This window comes from Franconibacter pulveris (assembly GCF_056780215.1).
This window is the reverse complement of the sequence record NZ_CM165555.1, coordinates 159842-178742: the sequence shown is the minus strand read 5'-3', so window position 1 is coordinate 178742 and position 18901 is coordinate 159842. Positions and strand designations below refer to the sequence as shown.

Genomic DNA, 18901 nt, shown 5'->3' with positions numbered 1-18901 from the left:
TCCCGCTTCAGAGTCAAGCGTTAATTTCGCTTGATTCCGTTTTGATTCTTACTGTCAGGCCGGCGTGTATGCCGTTGTGCCGTGTCAGTGGAGGCGCATTATAGGGCGTTCTCGCTGACTGACAAGCCCTATTTTCAAATAATTTTTCAACCGTTTCTTTTTTGCTCAATACCGTCTTAAAGTGGCAGTTTTTCGAGCTTTTTAAAGCCATATCGCTCAAGAACTGGCCGTAACTGTTCAGTTTCCTCTGTCATCGCCATGCAATAGGCAAGATTCTCATCCGACGATTTTGCATCCGGCGCTTCATGCTCCAGCAGCCAGGCCGTTCTGCGCGCTATTGCCGCACCAGAGTCTACCAGTCGGGTGCCTTCCGGAAGCACCGCCATCAGCTCTTCATGAAGCAAAGGGAAATGAGTACAACCGAGCACTACGGTATCCGGCGGCTCCGGCATACGCAGCCACGGGCGCAGAATACGACGGAGTTCATCCAGCGGGACCGCTTCGCCATGCAGCTTCGCTTCCGCCAGCTCCACCAGCTCTGCCGAGCCAAGCATTTCAATCTGGCATTCGGTAGCGAAGCGCGCGATAAGCTCATGCGTATAAGGACGACGCACCGTAGCGCGGGTGGCAAGCAGCCCAACTACGCCATTCGCCGTGAGACGCGCAGCGGGTTTAATCGCAGGGACTACCCCTACAACCGGGAAAGCGAACTTTTCACGCAACGCAGGCAACGAAACCGTGCTGGCGGTATTACAGGCGATAATGGCCAGCGCCAGCGGATAACGCTGCTGGACCGCAGTCACTATCTCAACGACTCGCTCAACGATAAACGCTTCGGTTTTCTCGCCATAAGGGAAAGCCACATTATCGAAGGCGTAGAGATAATGAAGGTCCGGCAGAAGCTGCCGGACTTCATCATAAACAGAAAGCCCACCGACGCCGGAATCAAAAACCAGCACGGTAGGACGGGCATCAGAAGGTGTAGCTGCCAGACAAGGTGTATTCTCGTCCTGCAGTTTGATAGCCATAAACCGTCTCGTAATCTTTATCGAACAGGTTAGCTATTTTACCACGAACTGTGAGGTGGGAGGTGACTGGATAAGAAACGGCGACATCCCACAGGCTTACGCCGCCCATTTTCACTCGCTGCACAGGATAAGTATTGAAGTCGCTGTCGTAACGCGTGCCTAAATAATGGTAGGCCAGGTTCCAGTCCAGATTATACATCTGCCAGTCGAGTTGATATTTTACCTGCTGTTTAGCGCGACGGCTTAAGATGCCATTGGTTTTCGCATTACGCGGGTCCAGATAATCGAAAGAAACTTGATGGCTAAGCGGGCCAGTATCAAACTGAGCAGTAGCCTCTATACCTTCAATGCGTGCTTTATCTACGTTGTAGTAATGGTTTTGCTCATCGTAACCAATCAAATTATCAATATCGTTGCGATATGCCGTCACGCGCCAGTTCACCGGCCCCGTTAAACCTTCAAAACCGCCTTCCCACTGTTTACTTTCTTCCGGTTCAAGATTGGGGTTACCGTAATTTTTGCTGTGAATCTGACTCATGGTCGGGGCTTTATAAGCAGTCCCATAAGAACCTATGATCCGATAACCATCAATAAACTCCCATGCAGCACTGGTCTGCCACGTTCCATGATTGCCGAAATTAGAATCGTCATCTCTGCGCGCCGCGGCTTCAAGCGTCACACTTTGGATTTGCTGCATTGCCGATACAAACACGCCTGTGTTGCGTTGTTCATAGCCATCATCCAGGTAGCCCGTTCCCGCGCGCGTGGTTTGCTTCTTCCAGTCAACACCCGCGCCGATATTACCTTGCCCTACCGTAAAGGTATTCAGCCATTGCGCCGTATACTGTTTTACATCATCGAGTGTGGCCGAAGCATCGTAACGACCCTTTTTAGGATCATAGTTAAGATCTTTGCTGTGGCCATAGCCTGCTACCAGTTGTGACTGCCAGAAATCTTGTTGAAAGCGCAGTCCGGCATCCCAATTTTGGGCATAAAGCTGGCGCGTATCTGCTCTGCCGATAATCGTGGTGTAGGAACTGTCGTACGTATCGTAACCGTCATAACCTGTACGATTGTCGTAACCAAAGCCGCGAAAGAAGCCGCTCAGGTTATCATTTATCTGCTGCTCAACCGAGCCATACAAAGATTTGCTCATAAAGCCATCACGGTCAGGCTGGCGAGGCGCATCCAGGGCATCGATATCAAAACCTTTGGTGTAGGTATAGTTACCCGCCAGAGTGATTTTAGTGTTATCGAATTCTTGCTGTACTGCGCCGTCGTAAGTCTGATAACCCTTTGAGCCCACGCCTGCGGAGATTTCCGCGCCCGGCTTGCTACGTCCCGTAATAATGTTAATTACTCCGCCAATAGCATCAGAGCCATACAAAGCAGAGCGCGGGCCGCGAATGTATTCAATCCGCTGAATGAGAGAGAGAGGAATCTGGCTTACATCCGGCGCGTTACTAATCCCGGCGTTATTCAGGGGGATGCCGTCAATCAGCAGTAGCACATGGCGAGACTCCGTGCCGCGAATAAACAACGCCGCGTTAGTGCCCATACCGCCGCTCTGGGCCAGATCAACGCCCGGCAAACGCGTCAGCACCTCTGCTACGCTTTTTGTCTGCCAACGTTCAATATCTTCCCGCGTAACAACGGAAATTGGCGCCAGAACAGTATTCACAGGCTGCTGAAAACGGTTTGCGGTGACTACCATTGAATCCGGGCTTGTTTCCTGCGCCCAACCAGAAAAAGCCGTGACGGAAAGCGCCGTCAACAGCGAGACTTTTTTTATCATCATTAACAAAGCATCCGCTTAATACAAAGGATGCCGCAGTCACGATCGGTAGAACGCGACGATCGTGCAGAGTGCGACGTGTTTCCGGCAGGTCTTCGGGCTTGGAGGCATAAAGTGGACGATGACTTCCCGCTTATATAAGCAGTGTCTGCGAATCGCTATCATCCCGCCTGTCTTTACCGCTGCGCGTCAGCTCCAGCTTTTCACTGGATTCCCTTTTCACTCAAGGAGACCGGAACGCGCATGCTACATTCAGCACCATATAGATGTCCAGACTGCTATTAATATTGCGTAACATTCGTTTCGGGCTGGACATCACGCCTGCATTCCCTACAATCCCCGCGTAAATTTTTATCACTCAGGAAGCATAATGACGCCCGAACACCTCCCGACAGAACGGTACGACGCTCAACTGGACGAGAAAGTGGTACGCCTGCAGGACATGATGGCCCCTTTTAACGCGCCGGCGCCGGAGGTGTTTCGCTCGCCGGTAAGTCACTATCGTATGCGCGCCGAGTTCCGCGTCTGGCACGATGGCGACGACCTCTACCACATTATTTTTGATCAAGAGACCCGCCAGCGTATCCGCGTGAACAGCTTCCCGGCGGCAAGCGAGCTGATTAATGCGTTAATGTCCGCCATTATTGATGGCGTGCGCGATAACCCCGCGCTGCGTCACAAGCTGTTCCAGATTGATTACCTGACGACGATGAGCAATCAGGCGGTAGTCTCGCTGCTTTATCACCGTAAGCTAGATGAAGCCTGGCGGGAGCAGGCAACTGCGCTGCGCGACGCGCTGCGTGCGCAAGGGTTTGATGTGCACCTGATTGGCCGGGCGACAAAAACCAAAATCGAGCTCGACCAGGATTACATTGACGAGCGCCTGCCGGTGGCGGGAAAAGAGATGGTGTATCGGCAGGTAGAGAACAGTTTCACGCAGCCTAACGCGGCGATGAATATTCAGATGCTGGAATGGGCGCTGGATGTGACGAAAGGCGCTCGCGGCGACCTGCTGGAGCTCTACTGCGGCAACGGCAACTTCTCGCTGGCGCTGGCGCGCAACTTTGAGCGCGTGCTGGCGACGGAAATCGCCAAACCTTCGGTGGCCGCTGCGCAGTACAACATCGAAGCCAACCACATCGACAACGTGCAGATTATCCGCATGTCAGCAGAAGAGTTTACGCAGGCCATGAACGGCGTGCGCGAATTTAACCGTCTGAAAGGGATCGACCTGAAAAGCTATCACTGCGAGACTATCTTCGTCGATCCGCCGCGCAGCGGGCTGGATGCCGACACGGTAAAAATGGTGCAGGCTTACCCGCGCATCCTTTATATCTCCTGCAACCCGCAAACCCTCTGCGGGAATCTGGAAACGCTGTCGCAAACGCACAATGTTGAACGTCTGGCGCTGTTCGATCAGTTCCCTTACACCCATCACATGGAATGCGGCGTGCTGTTGACGGCAAAAGGCGCAGCGGAATAAGTTCTCGCCGCGCCTGACGACGCGAAGCGGAGTCTTTCTCCGCTTCGTTCGGCTTTATGAACTGGCGCTAAGGTGTTCGTATTTACGCTTCGGCTCTTTGATCACCGTCCAGACAATCGTCATCGCCAGCATTTCAAAAATAGTCAGCATGACGAAAAGGGGCGAAAAGCCGATTGTTTCTACCAGCGCCCCGACCACCAGAGTAAAGATAGTGGAGCCGCCCCAGCCAATCATCCCGGTCAGGCCGTTCGCGGTCGCCACTTCATTACGACCAAACAGATCGGAAGAGAGCGTAATCAGCGCGCCTGACAGAGTCTGGTGCGCAAAGCCGCCGAAGCAGAGCATCAGAATGGCGAAGTAGGGATTACTGTAAAGGCCAATCAGCCCCGGGCCAATCATACACAGCGCACCGACCGTCACCACCAGCTTGCGCGACACCACCAGCGTCACGCCAAAACGCTTCTGGAAAAAACCGGGTAAATAGCCGCCAACAATACATCCCACGTCGGCAAATACCATCGGCAGCCAGGCCAGCATAGCTATTTGCTTAATATCCATGCCGTAGACTTTAAATAAAAAGAGCGGTATCCAGGCGTTCAACGTGCCCCACGCTGGTTCGGCAAGAAAACGAGGCAGCGCGATCCCCCAGAACTGGCGGTTTTTCAATAAAGTTGAAACTGGCGCCCTTTTATTATTAGTTGCCTGATGCTGCTCTTCCTGACCTTCTTTAATATATTTAAGCTCTTCCTTAGAGATATTTTTATGTTTATCAGGGCTGTTATAAAATTTATACCAGGCGATAGCCCAGATTAAGCTTACACCACCAGTAATAAGGAAGGCGAAGTTCCAGCTGTGCGCCAGAATCGCCCAGGCGACCAGCGGCGGAGCGATGACCCCGCCAATAGCAGCACCGGCGTTAAACCACCCGACCGCCACGGAGCGCTCTTTAGCCGGGAACCATTCCGACGAGGCTTTCAGCCCGGCCGGGATCACCGCCGCTTCGGCGGCGCCCAGCGCGCCGCGCAAAAAAGCGAGGCTGCCCCAGGAGCCGGCGAAAGCGTGCGCCATATTTAGTAAGCCCCACGCAACAGCGAAAATAATATAGCCTGTTTTTGTACCAAGAAAGTCGAGAATAAACCCCGCGACTGGCTGCATTAAGGTATAGCAGCCTTTAAAAACGGCATCGATATAAGAATACTGCTGAATGGTAATATTAAGTTCATGCATCATTGTCGGCGCCGCCACCGATAATGAGTTTCTTGCCAGATAGTTTAATACGGTCGCCAGCATGACCAGGCCGATCATGTACCAGCGCAACCCTTTTATAATTTTCATCAGGACACCTGTCATCTCACACTTGAGGAATGGAAACGCACATCCATTTAAAATGAAATAGCGTTCCATAATGTTATTGAATCCATTTATGGAAAGTCGTGACAGCTATCCCACTCTGCAAATGATGAAAATTAGCAATTATTTTTGGTTCAAGTATTGCTTTGATTTATTAATTAACAACAAAGAAACAAGGTTCATGTTAAGAACAAACATTGTTTTGTAGAATGGTAGTAATAAAAGCCAGACGAACCGCAGTCTGCCTTATTTTTTAATGGCGTGAAGGCCTGATGCTGTGCGGCCTGGGGGAAAACGGTTTCATCGCAGGTTGGCGCTTATAGCCATAGTGAAAAAACAGCGGCCTGGCCGCAGTGAGCAGGATGAAAAGCGGAAAACAGAAAGCAGATCAAAAACGGGTTTATACGCCTTTTGCGCAGACTCTTTTTAATTGCAAACCCGGGTGCGACGCTGTGACTGATAATGCGCGGAAAGCTGCGCCAAAAACAAAGGGCGCCTGGGCGCCCTTTATACTTTTCGCTCTGCGCTTAATCCAGAGACTGGTTTTTACGACGACGCAGGCGAAAGCCAATCCAGAACAGCAGCACAACGGAGAGCACCGAGGGCAGGAAGTTGGAGCCAATCGCCGGGTATTCCGCACGTACCACCGCGCTGTACAGCAGCACGCCCAGAATAAAACAGGCGGCGGCAAGGCCCGGCAGGCCCACGGGCATGGTGCGGTTCTGGTAGCGCTGATGCAGGCAGTACACCGTCAGCACCAGCGAGATAATCGGGAAGATAGAGAAGGGTACGATGGAGCTGAACAGCGCCGCGAAGGTGCCATTGATAGAAAGACCAGCGATGAGCGCCAGCAGCAAGGTACCTTTTTCTTGGGTAGAAGTTTTCATTGTCTGTCCTTCAGTTTTCAGCGTGGTGCGACATCTTTTCCTGTTCACGGCGATACCAGTAATAAGCGCCTTTGGAGATCATCCGCAGTTGCAATACCAGCCGCTCTTCTAGTTGCCTGCGCTGTTCCGGCCCGACATCAAGCGCTTCGGCCCCGGCGCTGAAGACGATAGTCACCATCGCTTCCGCCTGAGCTTCCGTAAAACTGCGCGGCATCGCGTTTTCGAGTTCCAGATAATCGGCAAGTTCCGCGATAAAGTGCTGAATTTCCCGCGCCACCGCCGCACGAAAGGCCGCCGACGTGCCGGAGCGCTCCCGCAAGAGCAGGCGAAATGCGTTCGGGTTGTTGCCGATAAATTCCATAAAGGTGGAGACGGAAGTGCGGATCACGCTGCCGCCTTTAGCGATGCGCTGGCGCGCCTGGCGCATCAGCTGGCGCAGCATCAGGCCGCTCTCATCCACCATCGTCAGCCCCAGCTCATCCACGTCGCGGAAATGCCGATAAAACGAGGTAGGCGCGATGCCCGCTTCGCGCGCGACTTCGCGCAGGCTCAGGCTGGCAAAACTTCTTTCAGCACTAAGCTGACTAAACGCGGCTTCCACTAAAGATCGCCGGGTTCGTTCTTTCTGTTGCGCTCTTACACCCATCACGTTTGCCTGAATCCTTCCTGTTGAAACGGCACTATACCAGAGAACAAAATTACCGGGTTTATACTGGATTGTGAATGATTGTTTACGCGCGCCATCTCCCGTTAACAAGGAAATAACCGCGTGATAATTGGGTTACCCGCACAGAGATGTTACTATTCTGTTGTTTTTATGTATAAGAATAAGGTAAGCCTTACCATGCCACAGACCTACGATTATGACGTAATAGTGATTGGCTCCGGCCCCGGCGGCGAAGGCGCCGCGATGGGACTGGTTAAGCAGGGAGCACGGGTAGCGGTAGTCGAGCGCTACCATAACGTCGGCGGCGGTTGCACCCACTGGGGCACTATCCCGTCGAAAGCGTTGCGCCACGCTGTCAGCCGCATTATTGAGTTCAACCAGAATCCTTTATACAGCAGCCATTCCCGCCCTCTCCGTTCTTCTTTCGCCGATATTCTCAACCACGCCGACAACGTCATTAATCAGCAAACCAACATGCGGCAGGGTTTTTATGAGCGCAACCGCTGCGCCATTTTGCAGGGCGACGCCCATTTCGTTGACGATAATACGCTTGCGCTCGCCTGTCCGGACGGCTCGGTGGAAACGCTGACTGCGGAGAAGTTTGTTATCGCCTGCGGCTCGCGTCCTTACCATCCGTCAGACGTGGACTTTAACCACTCCCGCATCTACGACAGCGACTCTATCCTCAGCATGCACCATGAGCCGCGTCACGTGATTATTTACGGCGCAGGGGTTATCGGCTGCGAATACGCCTCTATCTTCCGCGGCATGAACGTCAAGGTTGATTTGATAAACACCCGCGATCGCCTGCTGGCGTTTCTCGACCAGGAGATGTCAGATTCCCTCTCCTACCATTTCTGGAATAGCGGCGTGGTGATTCGCCACAACGAAGAGTACGAGAAAATCGAAGGGGTGGACGACGGCGTTATCGTTCACCTGAAGTCAGGCAAAAAAGTGAAAGCGGACTGCCTGCTTTACGCTAACGGCCGCACCGGCAATACCGACTCGCTGGCGTTGCAAAATATCGGGCTTGAAGTCGACAGCCGCGGGCTGCTGAAAGTAAACAGCATGTACCAGACCGCGCTGCCGCATATCTACGCCGTCGGCGATGTTATCGGTTATCCGAGCCTCGCCTCCGCCGCTTACGACCAGGGCCGCATCGCCGCGCAGGCGATGATCAAAGGCGAAGCCTCCGCCCATCTGGTGGAAGATATTCCTACCGGCATTTATACCATTCCGGAAATCAGCTCGGTCGGAAAAACCGAACAGCAGCTGACGGCGATGAAAGTGCCGTATGAGGTGGGACGCGCGCAGTTCAAACACCTGGCGCGGGCGCAAATCGTTGGGATGAACATCGGCACGCTGAAGATCCTCTTCCATCGCGAGACGAAAGAGATCCTCGGCATTCACTGCTTTGGCGAACGCGCAGCCGAAATTATTCATATCGGCCAGGCGATAATGGAGCAGAAAGGCGGCGGCAACACCATTGAGTACTTCGTTAACACCACCTTTAACTACCCGACCATGGCGGAAGCCTATCGGGTCGCTGCGCTGAATGGCTTAAACCGCCTGTTTTAACGCGGCGTCGAAATGGCCATCCATCTGTTTGCGGATGGCCTCCGCCAGTTGCTCATAGCGGCTGCGCAGCGGGGAGCCCGGACGGTAAACCAGGCCGATGGTGCGTTTCGGCTCCGGCTTCACGCACGGCAGGTAAACCACGCCGTCGCGATGACGCTCCGGCGGTACGGCAAGCGCTGGCAGTAACGTAATGCCGCTGCCTGCGGCGACCATATTGCGCAGCGTTTCAAGGCTGGTGGCGCGGAAATGGGTGTCTTCATCGGCGCCCGCTTCAAAGCAGAAGCCCATCGCCTGGTCACGCAGACAGTGGCCATCTTCCAGCATTAGCAGTTTTTCACCGGCCAGCTCGCCCATCGGCACGCGGTCGCGGTTCGCCCACGGGTGATCCTCATACACCGCCAGCATCATCGGCTCGTCGAAAAGCGGCACCTCAATAAAGGATTCGCTCTCTTTCACCAGCGCCAGAATGGCGCAGTCGAGCTTACCGCTGTCGAGTTGCGCCAGCAGCTGATGCGTCTGCGCTTCGTGCAGGTACATCTCAAGCTTCGGGAAAGTCTGGTGCAGCATGGGGATCACCAGCGGCAGCAGATAGGGGCTGATGGTAGGGATAAGGCCGATGTGCAGCGGGCCGGACATCGCTTCGCCCTGCTGGCTCGCCATCTCTTTAAGCACTTTGACTTCGCGCAGCACGGTGCGCGCCTGATCGACCAGCAGCAGCCCCGCCTGGGTGAACAGCACTTTACGGCTGGTGCGCTCCAGCAGCATTACGCCCAGTTCATCTTCCAGCTTGCGGATCTGCCCGCTCAGCGTGGGCTGGCTGACATGACAGGCGTCCGCCGCGCGGCGAAAATGCCGGTGTTCGGCCAACGCCACCAGGTATTCAAGATCACGAATATTCATTAATCATCCTCCGCCGCCACGATAGTTCATGGCGATAGATATCATAGCAATCAACGATTATCCCTATCAAGTCAGAATATGAATAATAGACCTCAGCGGCAGGATACTTAACTAATTGACCCCTTAAGTTGAGAACCTGCCGGCAGAGAATCTCTCTGACCTGAATAACTAAAGCCAACGTGAACTTTTAGCGGACCTGATGTCCGCTTTTTTTTTGCCTGCGAAAAGCCGCAGAAAAATAAAAAAAGCCCGGCGACAAGGCCAGGCTGAGAGGAGCAAAGCAAAAAAGTTAAGCCAGCCGTTGCTTCGCGGCGTCAATCGCCAGCTTCACCTGTACCGGAGAGACGCCGCCTTTGGCTGCGCGCTTATCCAGACAGGATTGCAACGACAGGAGAGGGTAAACATCCTCGCCGATTACAGCACTGAATTGTTGCAAATCATCGAGCGCGAGCGCTTCCAGCGCTTTGCCCTGACGAATCGCCTCCACCACCGCTTCGCCAACGATATGGTGCGCCTCACGGAACGGCACCCCTTTGGCGACCAGATAATCGGCAAGCTCGGTGGCGTTCGCATAACCCTGCTGCGCCGCTTCCTGGCAACGCGGACGCTTCACCTGAATGCCATCCAGCACCAGCGTCGCCATGTGCAGGCAGTCAAGCCAGGTGTCAATCGCGTCGAACAGCCCTTCTTTGTCTTCCTGAATATCTTTGTTGTACGCCAGCGGCAGCCCTTTGAGGGTCATCATCATGCCGGTGAGCGCGCCCTGCACGCGGCCGCATTTGCCGCGAATCAGCTCCAGCGCGTCCGGGTTTTTCTTCTGCGGCATTAATGAAGAGCCGGAAGTGACGCGGTCGGAAAGCTCAACAAAGCCCGCCTCGCCGGAGTTAAAGAAAATCAGATCTTCTGCAAAGCGCGAAAGGTGCACCATGCCGATAGAGGCATCCGAGAGCAGCTCCAGCACGTGGTCGCGGTCAGAAACGCTGTCCAGGCTGTTGCGCGTCGCCGACGCGAAGCCGAGCCAGCCCGCCAGCTGTTCGCGGTCGATTTCATAAGCCGTGCCTGCAAGCGCGCCGCTGCCAAGCGGGCTTACATCCAGGCGCTTGAGCGTATCCTGCAAGCGGCTTTCGTCGCGGGCGAGCATTTCAACATAAGCAAGGCACCAGTGGGCGAAAGTGACCGGCTGGGCGCGCTGCAGGTGGGTATAACCCGGCATCACCGCGTCCTGCGTGTTTTCCGCCGTGGTCACCAGCGCGCTCTGCAACTGGCGGTTGGCCGTCAGCAGTTCGCCGACCTGCTCTTTGCACCAGAGCTTAAGGTCCGTCGCCACCTGGTCGTTACGGCTGCGTCCGGTATGCAGCTTTTTGCCAAGCGCGCCGACTTTATCGATAAGCTTGCCTTCCACCCAGCTGTGAATGTCTTCAGCGTCGCTTTCCAGAATCGCCTGCGGGTTTTCCCGCACCTCTTCCAGCAGTACCGACAGCGCGTCTTCCAGCTGCTGCTGTTCCGCGCCCGTTAACACGCCTACCGTCACCAGCGCTTTGGACCAGGCCACCGACCCGATGATGTCCTGCTCAGCCAGTCGGTAATCAAAGCGTAAGGAGTCGTTAAACTGTTTAAAACGCTGATCCGCTGCCTGAGTAAAACGTCCGCCCCAAAGTGCCATAGTTACGCTCCGTAAATTCCAGTCCTGATTATCTTTTTACTGGCGGATAACGCGCGCGCTTTTCCGCCAGACAACATACTTAGGCTCGCTCAGGGCGGATAAGCGAAGCGCCGGCCGCCCTTTGCATCAAGCCTGATTACTTCTTCTGCTCGTTCAGCGCGCGAATGCGTGAAGAGAGCGAGAACAGACGGATAAAGCCGCCCGCATGGCTGTGGTCGTAAACTTCGTCTTCGCCGAAGGTCGCGAACGCTTCGTTATAGAGGCTGTTCGGCGATTTCTTCTGAATCGCAGTAACCTGGCCTTTATAGAGCTGCAGCACCACTTCACCATTCACTTGCTCAGCCAGCGACTCTGCCGCCGCCTGCAGGGACTGACGCAGCGGGGCGAACCAGCGGCCGTCGTACACGACGTAAGACATCTCAAGGCCAACCTGTTCGCGCCATTTGAAGCTGTCGCGATCGAGCACCAGCTGCTCAACGCCGCGCAGCGCCGCCATCATGATGGTGCCGCCCGGGGTTTCGTAGCAGCCGCGGGACTTAATGCCCACCAGACGGTTTTCCACGATGTCGATACGGCCCACGCCGTGCTTCGCGCCAATCTTGTTCAGCGCTTCCAGGCACTGGAACGGAGAGAGATGCTCGCCGTTCACCGCCACCACTTTGCCTTTCTCGACGGTTACGGTGACCTGCTCCGGCTGATCCGGCGCTTCCAGCGGGTCGACGGTCCAGACCCAGCAATCTTTGTTCGGCGCGTTCCACGGGCTTTCCAGCACGCCGCCTTCGGTGGAAATGTGCCAGGCGTTCTCGTCACGGCTGTAGATTTTCTCAAGCGTGGCGGTGGTCGGGATATCACGCTCTTTCAGGTAATCCAGCAGCGCTTCACGGGAACGCAGGTTCCACTCGCGCCACGGGGCGATCACTTTCAGGTTCGGCGCCAGCGCCGCCCAGGCGGATTCGAAACGCACCTGGTCGTTGCCTTTACCGGTCGCGCCATGGCAGAGCGCGTCCGCGCCCACTTTGTTCGCCACGTCCACCAGCGCTTTCGCGATCAGCGGACGCGCCATGGAGGTGCCGAGCAGGTAGCTGCCTTCATACAGCGCGCCGGTCTGCAGCACCGGGTAAACGTAATCTTTGATGAACTCTTCACGCGCATCGACGACGTAGCATTCAGAGGCGCCGGAGCGCAGGGCTTTTTGTTCAACGCCTTTCAGGTCGTCGCGATCCTGGCCGATATCCACCACGCAGGCGACCACGTCGCAGCCTTCATAGTTCTCTTTCAGCCATGGAATGATGGCGGAGGTATCCAGGCCGCCGGAGTAGGCAAGAACAACTTTTTTGATGCCGTGATTTTGCATTGTCGTTTTCCTTTAGAAACTTTTAATTAGGCTAAAATGCGCGTGCCGATGGACACGCCATTAAATAGTGCGGGCAGCTGCTCCGCGTGGCGCCAGGAGGCGATATCCACCGGGCGGCCCAGCGTGCGGGCGGCGTCCAGCGCCGCGTGAACTTTAACAATCATGCCGTCGGTGATGATGCCCTGGGCGATAAGCTGTTCCGCTTTGGCGGCGGTCATCTCAGCGATGCGCTGGCCTTTGCCGTCCAGGATGCCGCTCACGTCGGAGAGCAGGATCAAATCCGCGCCAAGCGTCGCCGCCAGCGCCGTCGCCGCCTGGTCGGCGTTGACGTTCATCAGCTCGCCCGCTTCCGTCACGCCGATGGAGCTCACCACCGGCAGGAAGCCTGCGTCGAGCAGCGTATTAATCAGCTTCGGCGAACCCGGCTGCGCCTGGCCTACGTGGCCCAGCGCCTCATCAAGCTGCGTCACGTTGACGCTGTCGCCATCGCCGAGATAAAGGCCGACGGCGGGAATAGCATGTTTTTTCGACCAGGCGAGCAGCGTTTTGTTGGCGGAGCCCGCCAGCGCGCCGGTGATAATGTCGATTTGGTCAGCAGGCGTAACGCGCAGGCCATCTTTTTTCTGCACCGGCAGGTTGAGCTTTTTCATCAGCTCATCCACCACGCAGCCGCCGCCGTGAACGATGACCAGCGGACGCTGGTGGGACTCGCGGTAGTTCACCAGCGCGGTGAACAGACGCTCCAGCGCCTCTTCGCTGTCCAGCAACACGCCACCTAATTTAATAATTAACGGGTTCATCATCTCACCTGACTATCGGTTAAATAAGAGACTGCGTTTCAGTAAAACCAAAGCGAATATTCGCGCACTGCATCGCCTGCGCCGACGCCCCTTTCAGCAGGTTGTCTTCGGCCGCTACCACGATGAGATGCTCGCCCTGCATGGCGAAGCCGATATCGCAGAACGGCAGGCCCACCACATTTTTCAGCGCCGGCACCCCTTTCTCATACAGGCGCACCAGCGGTTTATCGGCATACGCCTGCTGGAACGCCTCCGTCACCTGCGCCTGGGTAACGCCCGGCTTCAGGCGGCAGGTAATGGTTTCCAGAATGCCGCGCGGGAAGTTGCCGAGGTGCGGCGTAAAAATCACCTCTGTCCCCAGATGGGTAGCGATTTCCGGCTGATGGCGATGGTTGAACATGCCGTACGGCTGCAGGCTCACCTCGCAGAAGCTGTTAGATATCGCCGCCTTGCGCCCTGCCCCGCTCACGCCGCTGGTGGCGTTGATAACCGGCCACTGGCTGAGATCAAGCAGGCCGTTGTCGATAAGCGGTTTTAAGGAGAGCTGCGCCGCCGTCGGGTAGCAGCCCGGCACGGCAACCAGCTTCGCCTCTTTCAGCTTCTCCACGTTCCACTCGGCAAGGCCGTAAACCGCCTGCTCCAACAGAGCCGGATGCTGATGGGTGAAGCCATAAAATTTGTCGTAGAAGGCCGCGTCGTTAACGCGAAAAGCACCGGAGAGGTCGAACACCACGCAGCCCGCTTCCAGAAACTGCGGCGCTAAATCGTGGCTCACCTCGTGGGCGGTGGCGAGAAACACCACGTCCAGGTCCCTGGTGAACTCACTGATGTCGGACATCGGCTGCAGCGGCAGATCGAGAATGTCCTTCAGCTGCGGATGCAAATCGGAGAGCAATTTTCCTGCATCATTGCTTTGCGCTGAGACCGTCAAAGCGGTTATGTTCATATGCGGATGGCGATTCACGTAGGTCGCAAGCTCTGCGCCGGCATAACCGCTGGCGCCAACAATCAGCGTGTTCAACATCGGGGCTGTTTACCTTCTTACCGTCATTTGCTTAAGGCGTTGGCCGCAGGCCTTAGCCGTGTTCGCGAGCGTGGTTCGCATGACCGGAACCCTGCAGTTCCCTTACGCTCAACGTTAATGTATTTTTATTCACTAATATTGCATGAATATTGATACTATCCGACCTAAGGTATGTCAACAGTGAAAACGAAATTACCGCCATTTATCGAGATTTACCGTGCGTTGATCGCCACGCCGTCCATCAGCGCCACCGACGCTGCGCTGGATCAGAGCAATGAGTCTTTAATCAATCTGCTGGCGGGATGGTTTCACGAACTGGGGTTCAATGTGGAAGTGCAGCCGGTGCCCGGCACGCGCAACAAGTTCAACCTGCTCGCCAGCACCGGAAACGGCGCGGGCGGCCTGTTGCTGGCGGGCCATACCGATACCGTACCGTTCGATGACGGACGCTGGACGCGCGACCCGTTTACCCTCACCGAGCATGACAATAAGCTTTACGGCCTTGGCACCGCCGACATGAAAGGTTTCTTCGCGTTCATCCTCGATGCGCTGCGGGATGTGGACGTAACGCAGCTGAAAAAGCCGCTCTATATTCTGGCGACCGCCGATGAAGAGACCACCATGGCAGGCGCACGCTATTTCTCTGAAACCACCGCGCTTCGCCCCGACTGCGCCATCATCGGCGAACCCACGTCGCTGCAGCCGGTTCGCGCGCATAAAGGCCACATTTCCAGCGCTATTCGCGTGCTGGGCCAGTCGGGCCACTCCAGCGACCCGGCGCGCGGCGTGAACGCCATTGAGCTGATGCATGAAGCCATTACGCACATCATGGCGCTGCGCGACAACCTGAAAGCGCGCTATCACTACGACGCCTTCACCGTGCCTTATCCGACGCTTAACCTCGGCCACATTCACGGCGGCGACGCGGCTAACCGCATCTGCGCCTGTTGCGAACTGCATATGGATATCCGCCCGCTGCCTGGCATGACGCTGGACGACTTAAACGGCCTGCTGAATGACGCGCTGGAGCCGGTGAGCCTGCGCTGGCCGGGACGCATCAACGTGGCTGAGCTGCACCCGCCGATCCCGGGCTACGAATGCCCGCCGGATCATCAACTGGTGCAGGTGGTGGAAAAGCTGCTCGGCGCGCAAACCGACGTGGTGAACTACTGCACCGAAGCGCCGTTTATCCAGACGCTCTGCCCGACGCTGGTGCTCGGCCCAGGCTCCATTAACCAGGCGCATCAGCCGGATGAGTTTCTGGAAACGCGCTTTATCAAGCCGACCCGCGAATTAATTACGCAGGTTGTGCATCATTTTTGCTGGCATTAAAAGTTGCGCATAAGGGGGCGATCGCCCCCTTTTTATTCTGCCGATCGAGCAAATTCCATAAGAAACGCTTATTAGCCATCTGGTGAATTAAATTTCGTAAATTGCGGAGATCTGCTCGTCAGCTGAAGCGATTTCGCAGCAATTGACGAACGGGGTTTGGCGTGGCTTTATAAAAGACAACGAAGAGGCTTAGTCCGAAAGATTTCGAGTCGCAGCAAGGCGGCAAGCGAGCGTATCCCAGGGAGCTTACTTAAGTAAGTGACCTGGGTGGGCGAGAGCAGCCAACGCCGCTGTGGCTTGAAAGATGCAGGACTTTTACAGGTGAGATGGGGTGTCTGGGGTAAATGAACGAACAATATTCCGCTTTGCGAAGTAACGTCAGTATGCTCGGCAAGTTGCTCGGGGATACCATCAAGGGTGCGCTGGGAGAGAACATCCTGGACCGGGTGGAGACCATCCGCAAACTGTCGAAATCGTCCCGCGCCGGCAATGAAGCCGACCGCCAGGAACTGTTAACCACGCTGCAAAACCTGTCCAACGACGAGCTGCTGCCGGTCGCCCGCGCGTTCAGCCAGTTCCTTAATCTGGCCAACACCGCCGAACAGTACCACAGCATTTCGCCCAAAGGCGAAGCGGCCAGCAATCCGGAAATCATCGCCCGCACGCTGCGTAAACTCAAAGACCAACCGGACATCAACGAAGCCGCCATCAAGCAGGCTGTGGAATCGCTGTCGCTGGAGCTGGTGCTCACCGCCCACCCGACCGAGATTACCCGCCGTACGCTTATTCATAAAATGGTCGAAGTGAATAACTGCTTAAAGCAGCTCGACCATAAAGACATCGCCGACTATGAGCGCAACCAGATTATGCGCCGTCTGCGCCAGTTGCTGGCTCAGTCCTGGCATACTGACGAAATTCGTAAATACCGTCCAAGCCCGGTGGATGAAGCCAAATGGGGCTTCGCGGTGGTGGAAAACAGCCTGTGGGAAGGGGTGCCGAACTACCTGCGCGAGCTGAACGAGCAGCTGGAATCGCAGCTTGGTTATAAGCTGCCGGTCGATTTTGTCCCGGTGCGTTTTACCTCCTGGATGGGCGGCGATCGCGACGGCAACCCGAACGTCACCGCCGATATCTCCCGCCACGTGCTGCTGCTGAGCCGCTGGAAAGCGACCGATCTGTTCCTGAAAGATATTCAGCTGCTTATCTCTGAACTTTCCATGGTGGAGTGCACCGACGAGCTGCGCGAAATGGTCGGCACGGAAGGCGCCACCGAACCGTACCGCTATCTGCTGAAAGGGCTACGCGCGCAATTGCTGGCAACGCAGGCCTGGCTGGAAGCGCGCCTGAAGGGCCAGAAGCTGCCGAAGCCGCAGGGGCTGCTTACCCAGAACGAACAGCTGTGGGATCCGCTTTACGCCTGCTACCAGTCGCTGGTGGCGTGCGGCATGGGCATTATCGCCAACGGCGAACTGCTCGACACGCTGCGCCGCGTGAAGTGTTTCGGCGTGCCGCTGGTGCGCATCGATATTCGCCAGGAGAGCACCCGCCACACCGAAGCGCTGGGTGAACTGACCCGCTACCTCGGCATTGGCGACTATGAAAGCTGGTCCGAAGCCGACAAGCAGGCGTTCCTTATTCGCGAACTGAACTCTAAACGTCCGCTGCTGCCGCGTCAGTGGGAGCCGAGCGAAGAGACGCGTGAAGTGCTCGACACCTGCCGCGTGATTGCCGAAGCGCCGCGCGGCTCCGTCGCCGCCTACGTTATCTCGATGGCGAAAACGCCGTCCGACGTGCTGGCGGTTCACCTGCTGCTGAAAGAGGCGGGCATTGGCTTCGCGCTGCCTGTCGCGCCGCTGTTTGAAACCCTGGACGACCTGAACAACGCCAACGACGTGATGACCCAGCTTCTGAACATCGACTGGTATCGCGGCTTTATTCAGGGCAAGCAGATGGTGATGATTGGCTATTCCGACTCCGCGAAAGACGCGGGCGTGATGGCCGCTTCCTGGGCGCAGTACCAGGCGCAGGACGCGCTGATCAAAACCTGCGAGAAGGCGGGCATTGCGCTGACGCTGTTCCACGGTCGCGGCGGCTCTATCGGCCGCGGCGGCGCGCCAGCCCACGCGGCGCTGCTCTCCCAGCCGCCGGGCAGCCTGAAAGGCGGCCTGCGCGTCACCGAACAGGGCGAGATGATCCGCTTTAAATACGGCCTGCCGGAAGTCACCATCAGCAGCCTGTCGCTCTATACCAGCGCTATCCTGGAAGCGAACCTGCTGCCGCCGCCGGAGCCGAAAAAAGCGTGGCGCCAGGTAATGGACGAGCTGTCGGTTATCTCCTGCAACATGTATCGCGGCTATGTGCGCGAAAACAAAGATTTCGTGCCTTACTTCCGCTCCGCCACGCCGGAACAGGAGCTCGGCAAGCTGCCGCTCGGCTCCCGCCCGGCGAAGCGTCGCCCGACCGGCGGCGTGGAGTCGCTGCGCGCCATTCCGTGGATCTTCGCCTGGACGCAGAACCGCCTGATGCTCCCCGCCTGGCTTGGCGCGGGCGCGGCGTTGCGCAAGGTGGTGGAAGACGGCAAGCAGAGCGAGCTGGAAACCATGTGCCGCGACTGGCCGTTCTTCTCCACCCGCCTCGGCATGCTGGAGATGGTTTACTCCAAAGCGGACCTGTGGCTGGCGGAATATTACGACCAGCGCCTGGTGAAAAAAGAGCTCTGGACGCTCGGCAAAGAGCTGCGCGAGCTGCTGGAAGCGGACATCAAAGTGGTGCTGGATATCGCCAACGACTCGCATCTGATGGCGGACCTGCCATGGATTGCCGAGTCTATCCAGCTGCGTAATATCTACACCGACCCGCTGAACGTGCTGCAGGCCGAACTCTTGCACCGTTCACGCCTGGCGGAAGAACAGGGCCAGGAGCCTGACCCGCGCGTTGAACAGGCGCTGATGGTCACCATCGCCGGCGTCGCGGCGGGCATGCGTAATACCGGTTAAGCGCTGACGTCAAAAAACAAATCCCCGCCTGACGCGGGGATTTT

At 56.4% G+C, this 18901-nt stretch carries 14 protein-coding genes and 1 riboswitch; of the genes, 4 read left to right on the top strand and 10 right to left on the bottom strand.

The features are described from left to right. Positions 1-176 precede the first annotated feature (176 nt). Positions 177-1028 (bottom strand): glutamate racemase, encoded by an 852-nt coding sequence (murI, locus tag ACU4F7_RS00915; protein ID WP_481637863.1) that lies wholly within the window; start codon positions 1026-1028, stop codon positions 177-179. Beyond that, on the bottom strand, positions 973-2823 hold the full coding sequence (btuB, locus tag ACU4F7_RS00910; RefSeq protein WP_024557176.1) for a TonB-dependent vitamin B12 receptor BtuB: 1851 nt from the start codon (positions 2821-2823) through the stop codon (positions 973-975). The genes murI and btuB overlap by 56 nt, the downstream gene beginning before the upstream one ends. Positions 2824-2892: 69 nt before the next feature. Continuing rightward, a riboswitch (cobalamin riboswitch) is annotated at positions 2893-3074 on the bottom strand. A gap of 119 nt (positions 3075-3193) precedes the next feature. On the opposite strand from btuB, the gene trmA reads away from it, so the two are divergent. Further along, positions 3194-4306, top strand: coding sequence for a tRNA (uridine(54)-C5)-methyltransferase TrmA (trmA, locus tag ACU4F7_RS00905; RefSeq protein WP_481637862.1), 1113 nt, complete (start codon positions 3194-3196; stop codon positions 4304-4306). A 54-nt stretch (positions 4307-4360) separates the two neighbouring features. Here the strand turns inward: trmA and ACU4F7_RS00900 are convergent, their stop codons facing one another. The 3 genes from ACU4F7_RS00900 to fabR form a co-directional block, all read right to left on the bottom strand. Continuing rightward, entirely contained in the window at positions 4361-5641 is a 1281-nt protein-coding gene (locus ACU4F7_RS00900; RefSeq protein WP_029590798.1) for an MFS transporter, read from the bottom strand. Between the two features lie 542 nt (positions 5642-6183). Continuing rightward, a complete protein-coding gene (locus ACU4F7_RS00895; RefSeq protein ID WP_024557939.1) occupies positions 6184-6543 on the bottom strand; it encodes a YijD family membrane protein in 360 nt (119 codons plus the stop codon). Between the two features lie 10 nt (positions 6544-6553). Continuing rightward, a complete protein-coding gene (gene fabR / locus ACU4F7_RS00890) occupies positions 6554-7192 on the bottom strand; it encodes an HTH-type transcriptional repressor FabR (RefSeq protein WP_034881898.1) in 639 nt (212 codons plus the stop codon). 195 nt (positions 7193-7387) lie between these two features. Between fabR and sthA the strand changes: the two genes are divergently transcribed. Beyond that, complete coding sequence (gene sthA, locus ACU4F7_RS00885) at positions 7388-8788, top strand: Si-specific NAD(P)(+) transhydrogenase (protein ID WP_481637861.1); 1401 nt, start codon at positions 7388-7390, stop codon at positions 8786-8788. On the opposite strand, the gene oxyR is transcribed toward sthA, so the two are convergent. From oxyR to argC, 5 genes are all read right to left on the bottom strand, one after another. Beyond that, positions 8771-9688 carry a DNA-binding transcriptional regulator OxyR gene (gene oxyR / locus ACU4F7_RS00880; RefSeq protein ID WP_029590801.1) on the bottom strand — a complete coding sequence of 306 codons (918 nt, stop codon included), beginning with the start codon at positions 9686-9688 and terminating at the stop codon, positions 8771-8773. The genes sthA and oxyR overlap by 18 nt on opposite strands. 289 nt (positions 9689-9977) lie before the next feature. Then, entirely contained in the window at positions 9978-11351 is a 1374-nt protein-coding gene (gene argH, locus ACU4F7_RS00875; RefSeq protein WP_481637860.1) for an argininosuccinate lyase, read from the bottom strand. 136 nt (positions 11352-11487) lie between these two features. After that, positions 11488-12705 carry an argininosuccinate synthase gene (locus tag ACU4F7_RS00870; protein ID WP_024557934.1) on the bottom strand — a complete coding sequence of 406 codons (1218 nt, stop codon included), beginning with the start codon at positions 12703-12705 and terminating at the stop codon, positions 11488-11490. Between the two features lie 26 nt (positions 12706-12731). Beyond that, complete coding sequence (argB, locus tag ACU4F7_RS00865) at positions 12732-13508, bottom strand: acetylglutamate kinase (RefSeq protein WP_481637859.1); 777 nt, start codon at positions 13506-13508, stop codon at positions 12732-12734. Between the two features lie 16 nt (positions 13509-13524). Continuing rightward, the gene (argC, locus tag ACU4F7_RS00860; RefSeq protein WP_481637858.1) at positions 13525-14529 is read right to left on the bottom strand and encodes an N-acetyl-gamma-glutamyl-phosphate reductase; all 1005 of its coding nucleotides are present in this window, start codon (positions 14527-14529) and stop codon (positions 13525-13527) included. A 180-nt stretch (positions 14530-14709) separates the two neighbouring features. Between argC and argE the strand changes: the two genes are divergently transcribed. Together argE and ppc are read left to right on the top strand one after the other, a co-directional pair. After that, positions 14710-15861 carry an acetylornithine deacetylase gene (gene argE / locus ACU4F7_RS00855; RefSeq protein WP_481637857.1) on the top strand — a complete coding sequence of 384 codons (1152 nt, stop codon included), beginning with the start codon at positions 14710-14712 and terminating at the stop codon, positions 15859-15861. 344 nt (positions 15862-16205) lie between these two features. After that, complete coding sequence (ppc, locus tag ACU4F7_RS00850; RefSeq protein ID WP_481637856.1) at positions 16206-18857, top strand: phosphoenolpyruvate carboxylase; 2652 nt, start codon at positions 16206-16208, stop codon at positions 18855-18857. Positions 18858-18901 lie beyond the last annotated feature (44 nt).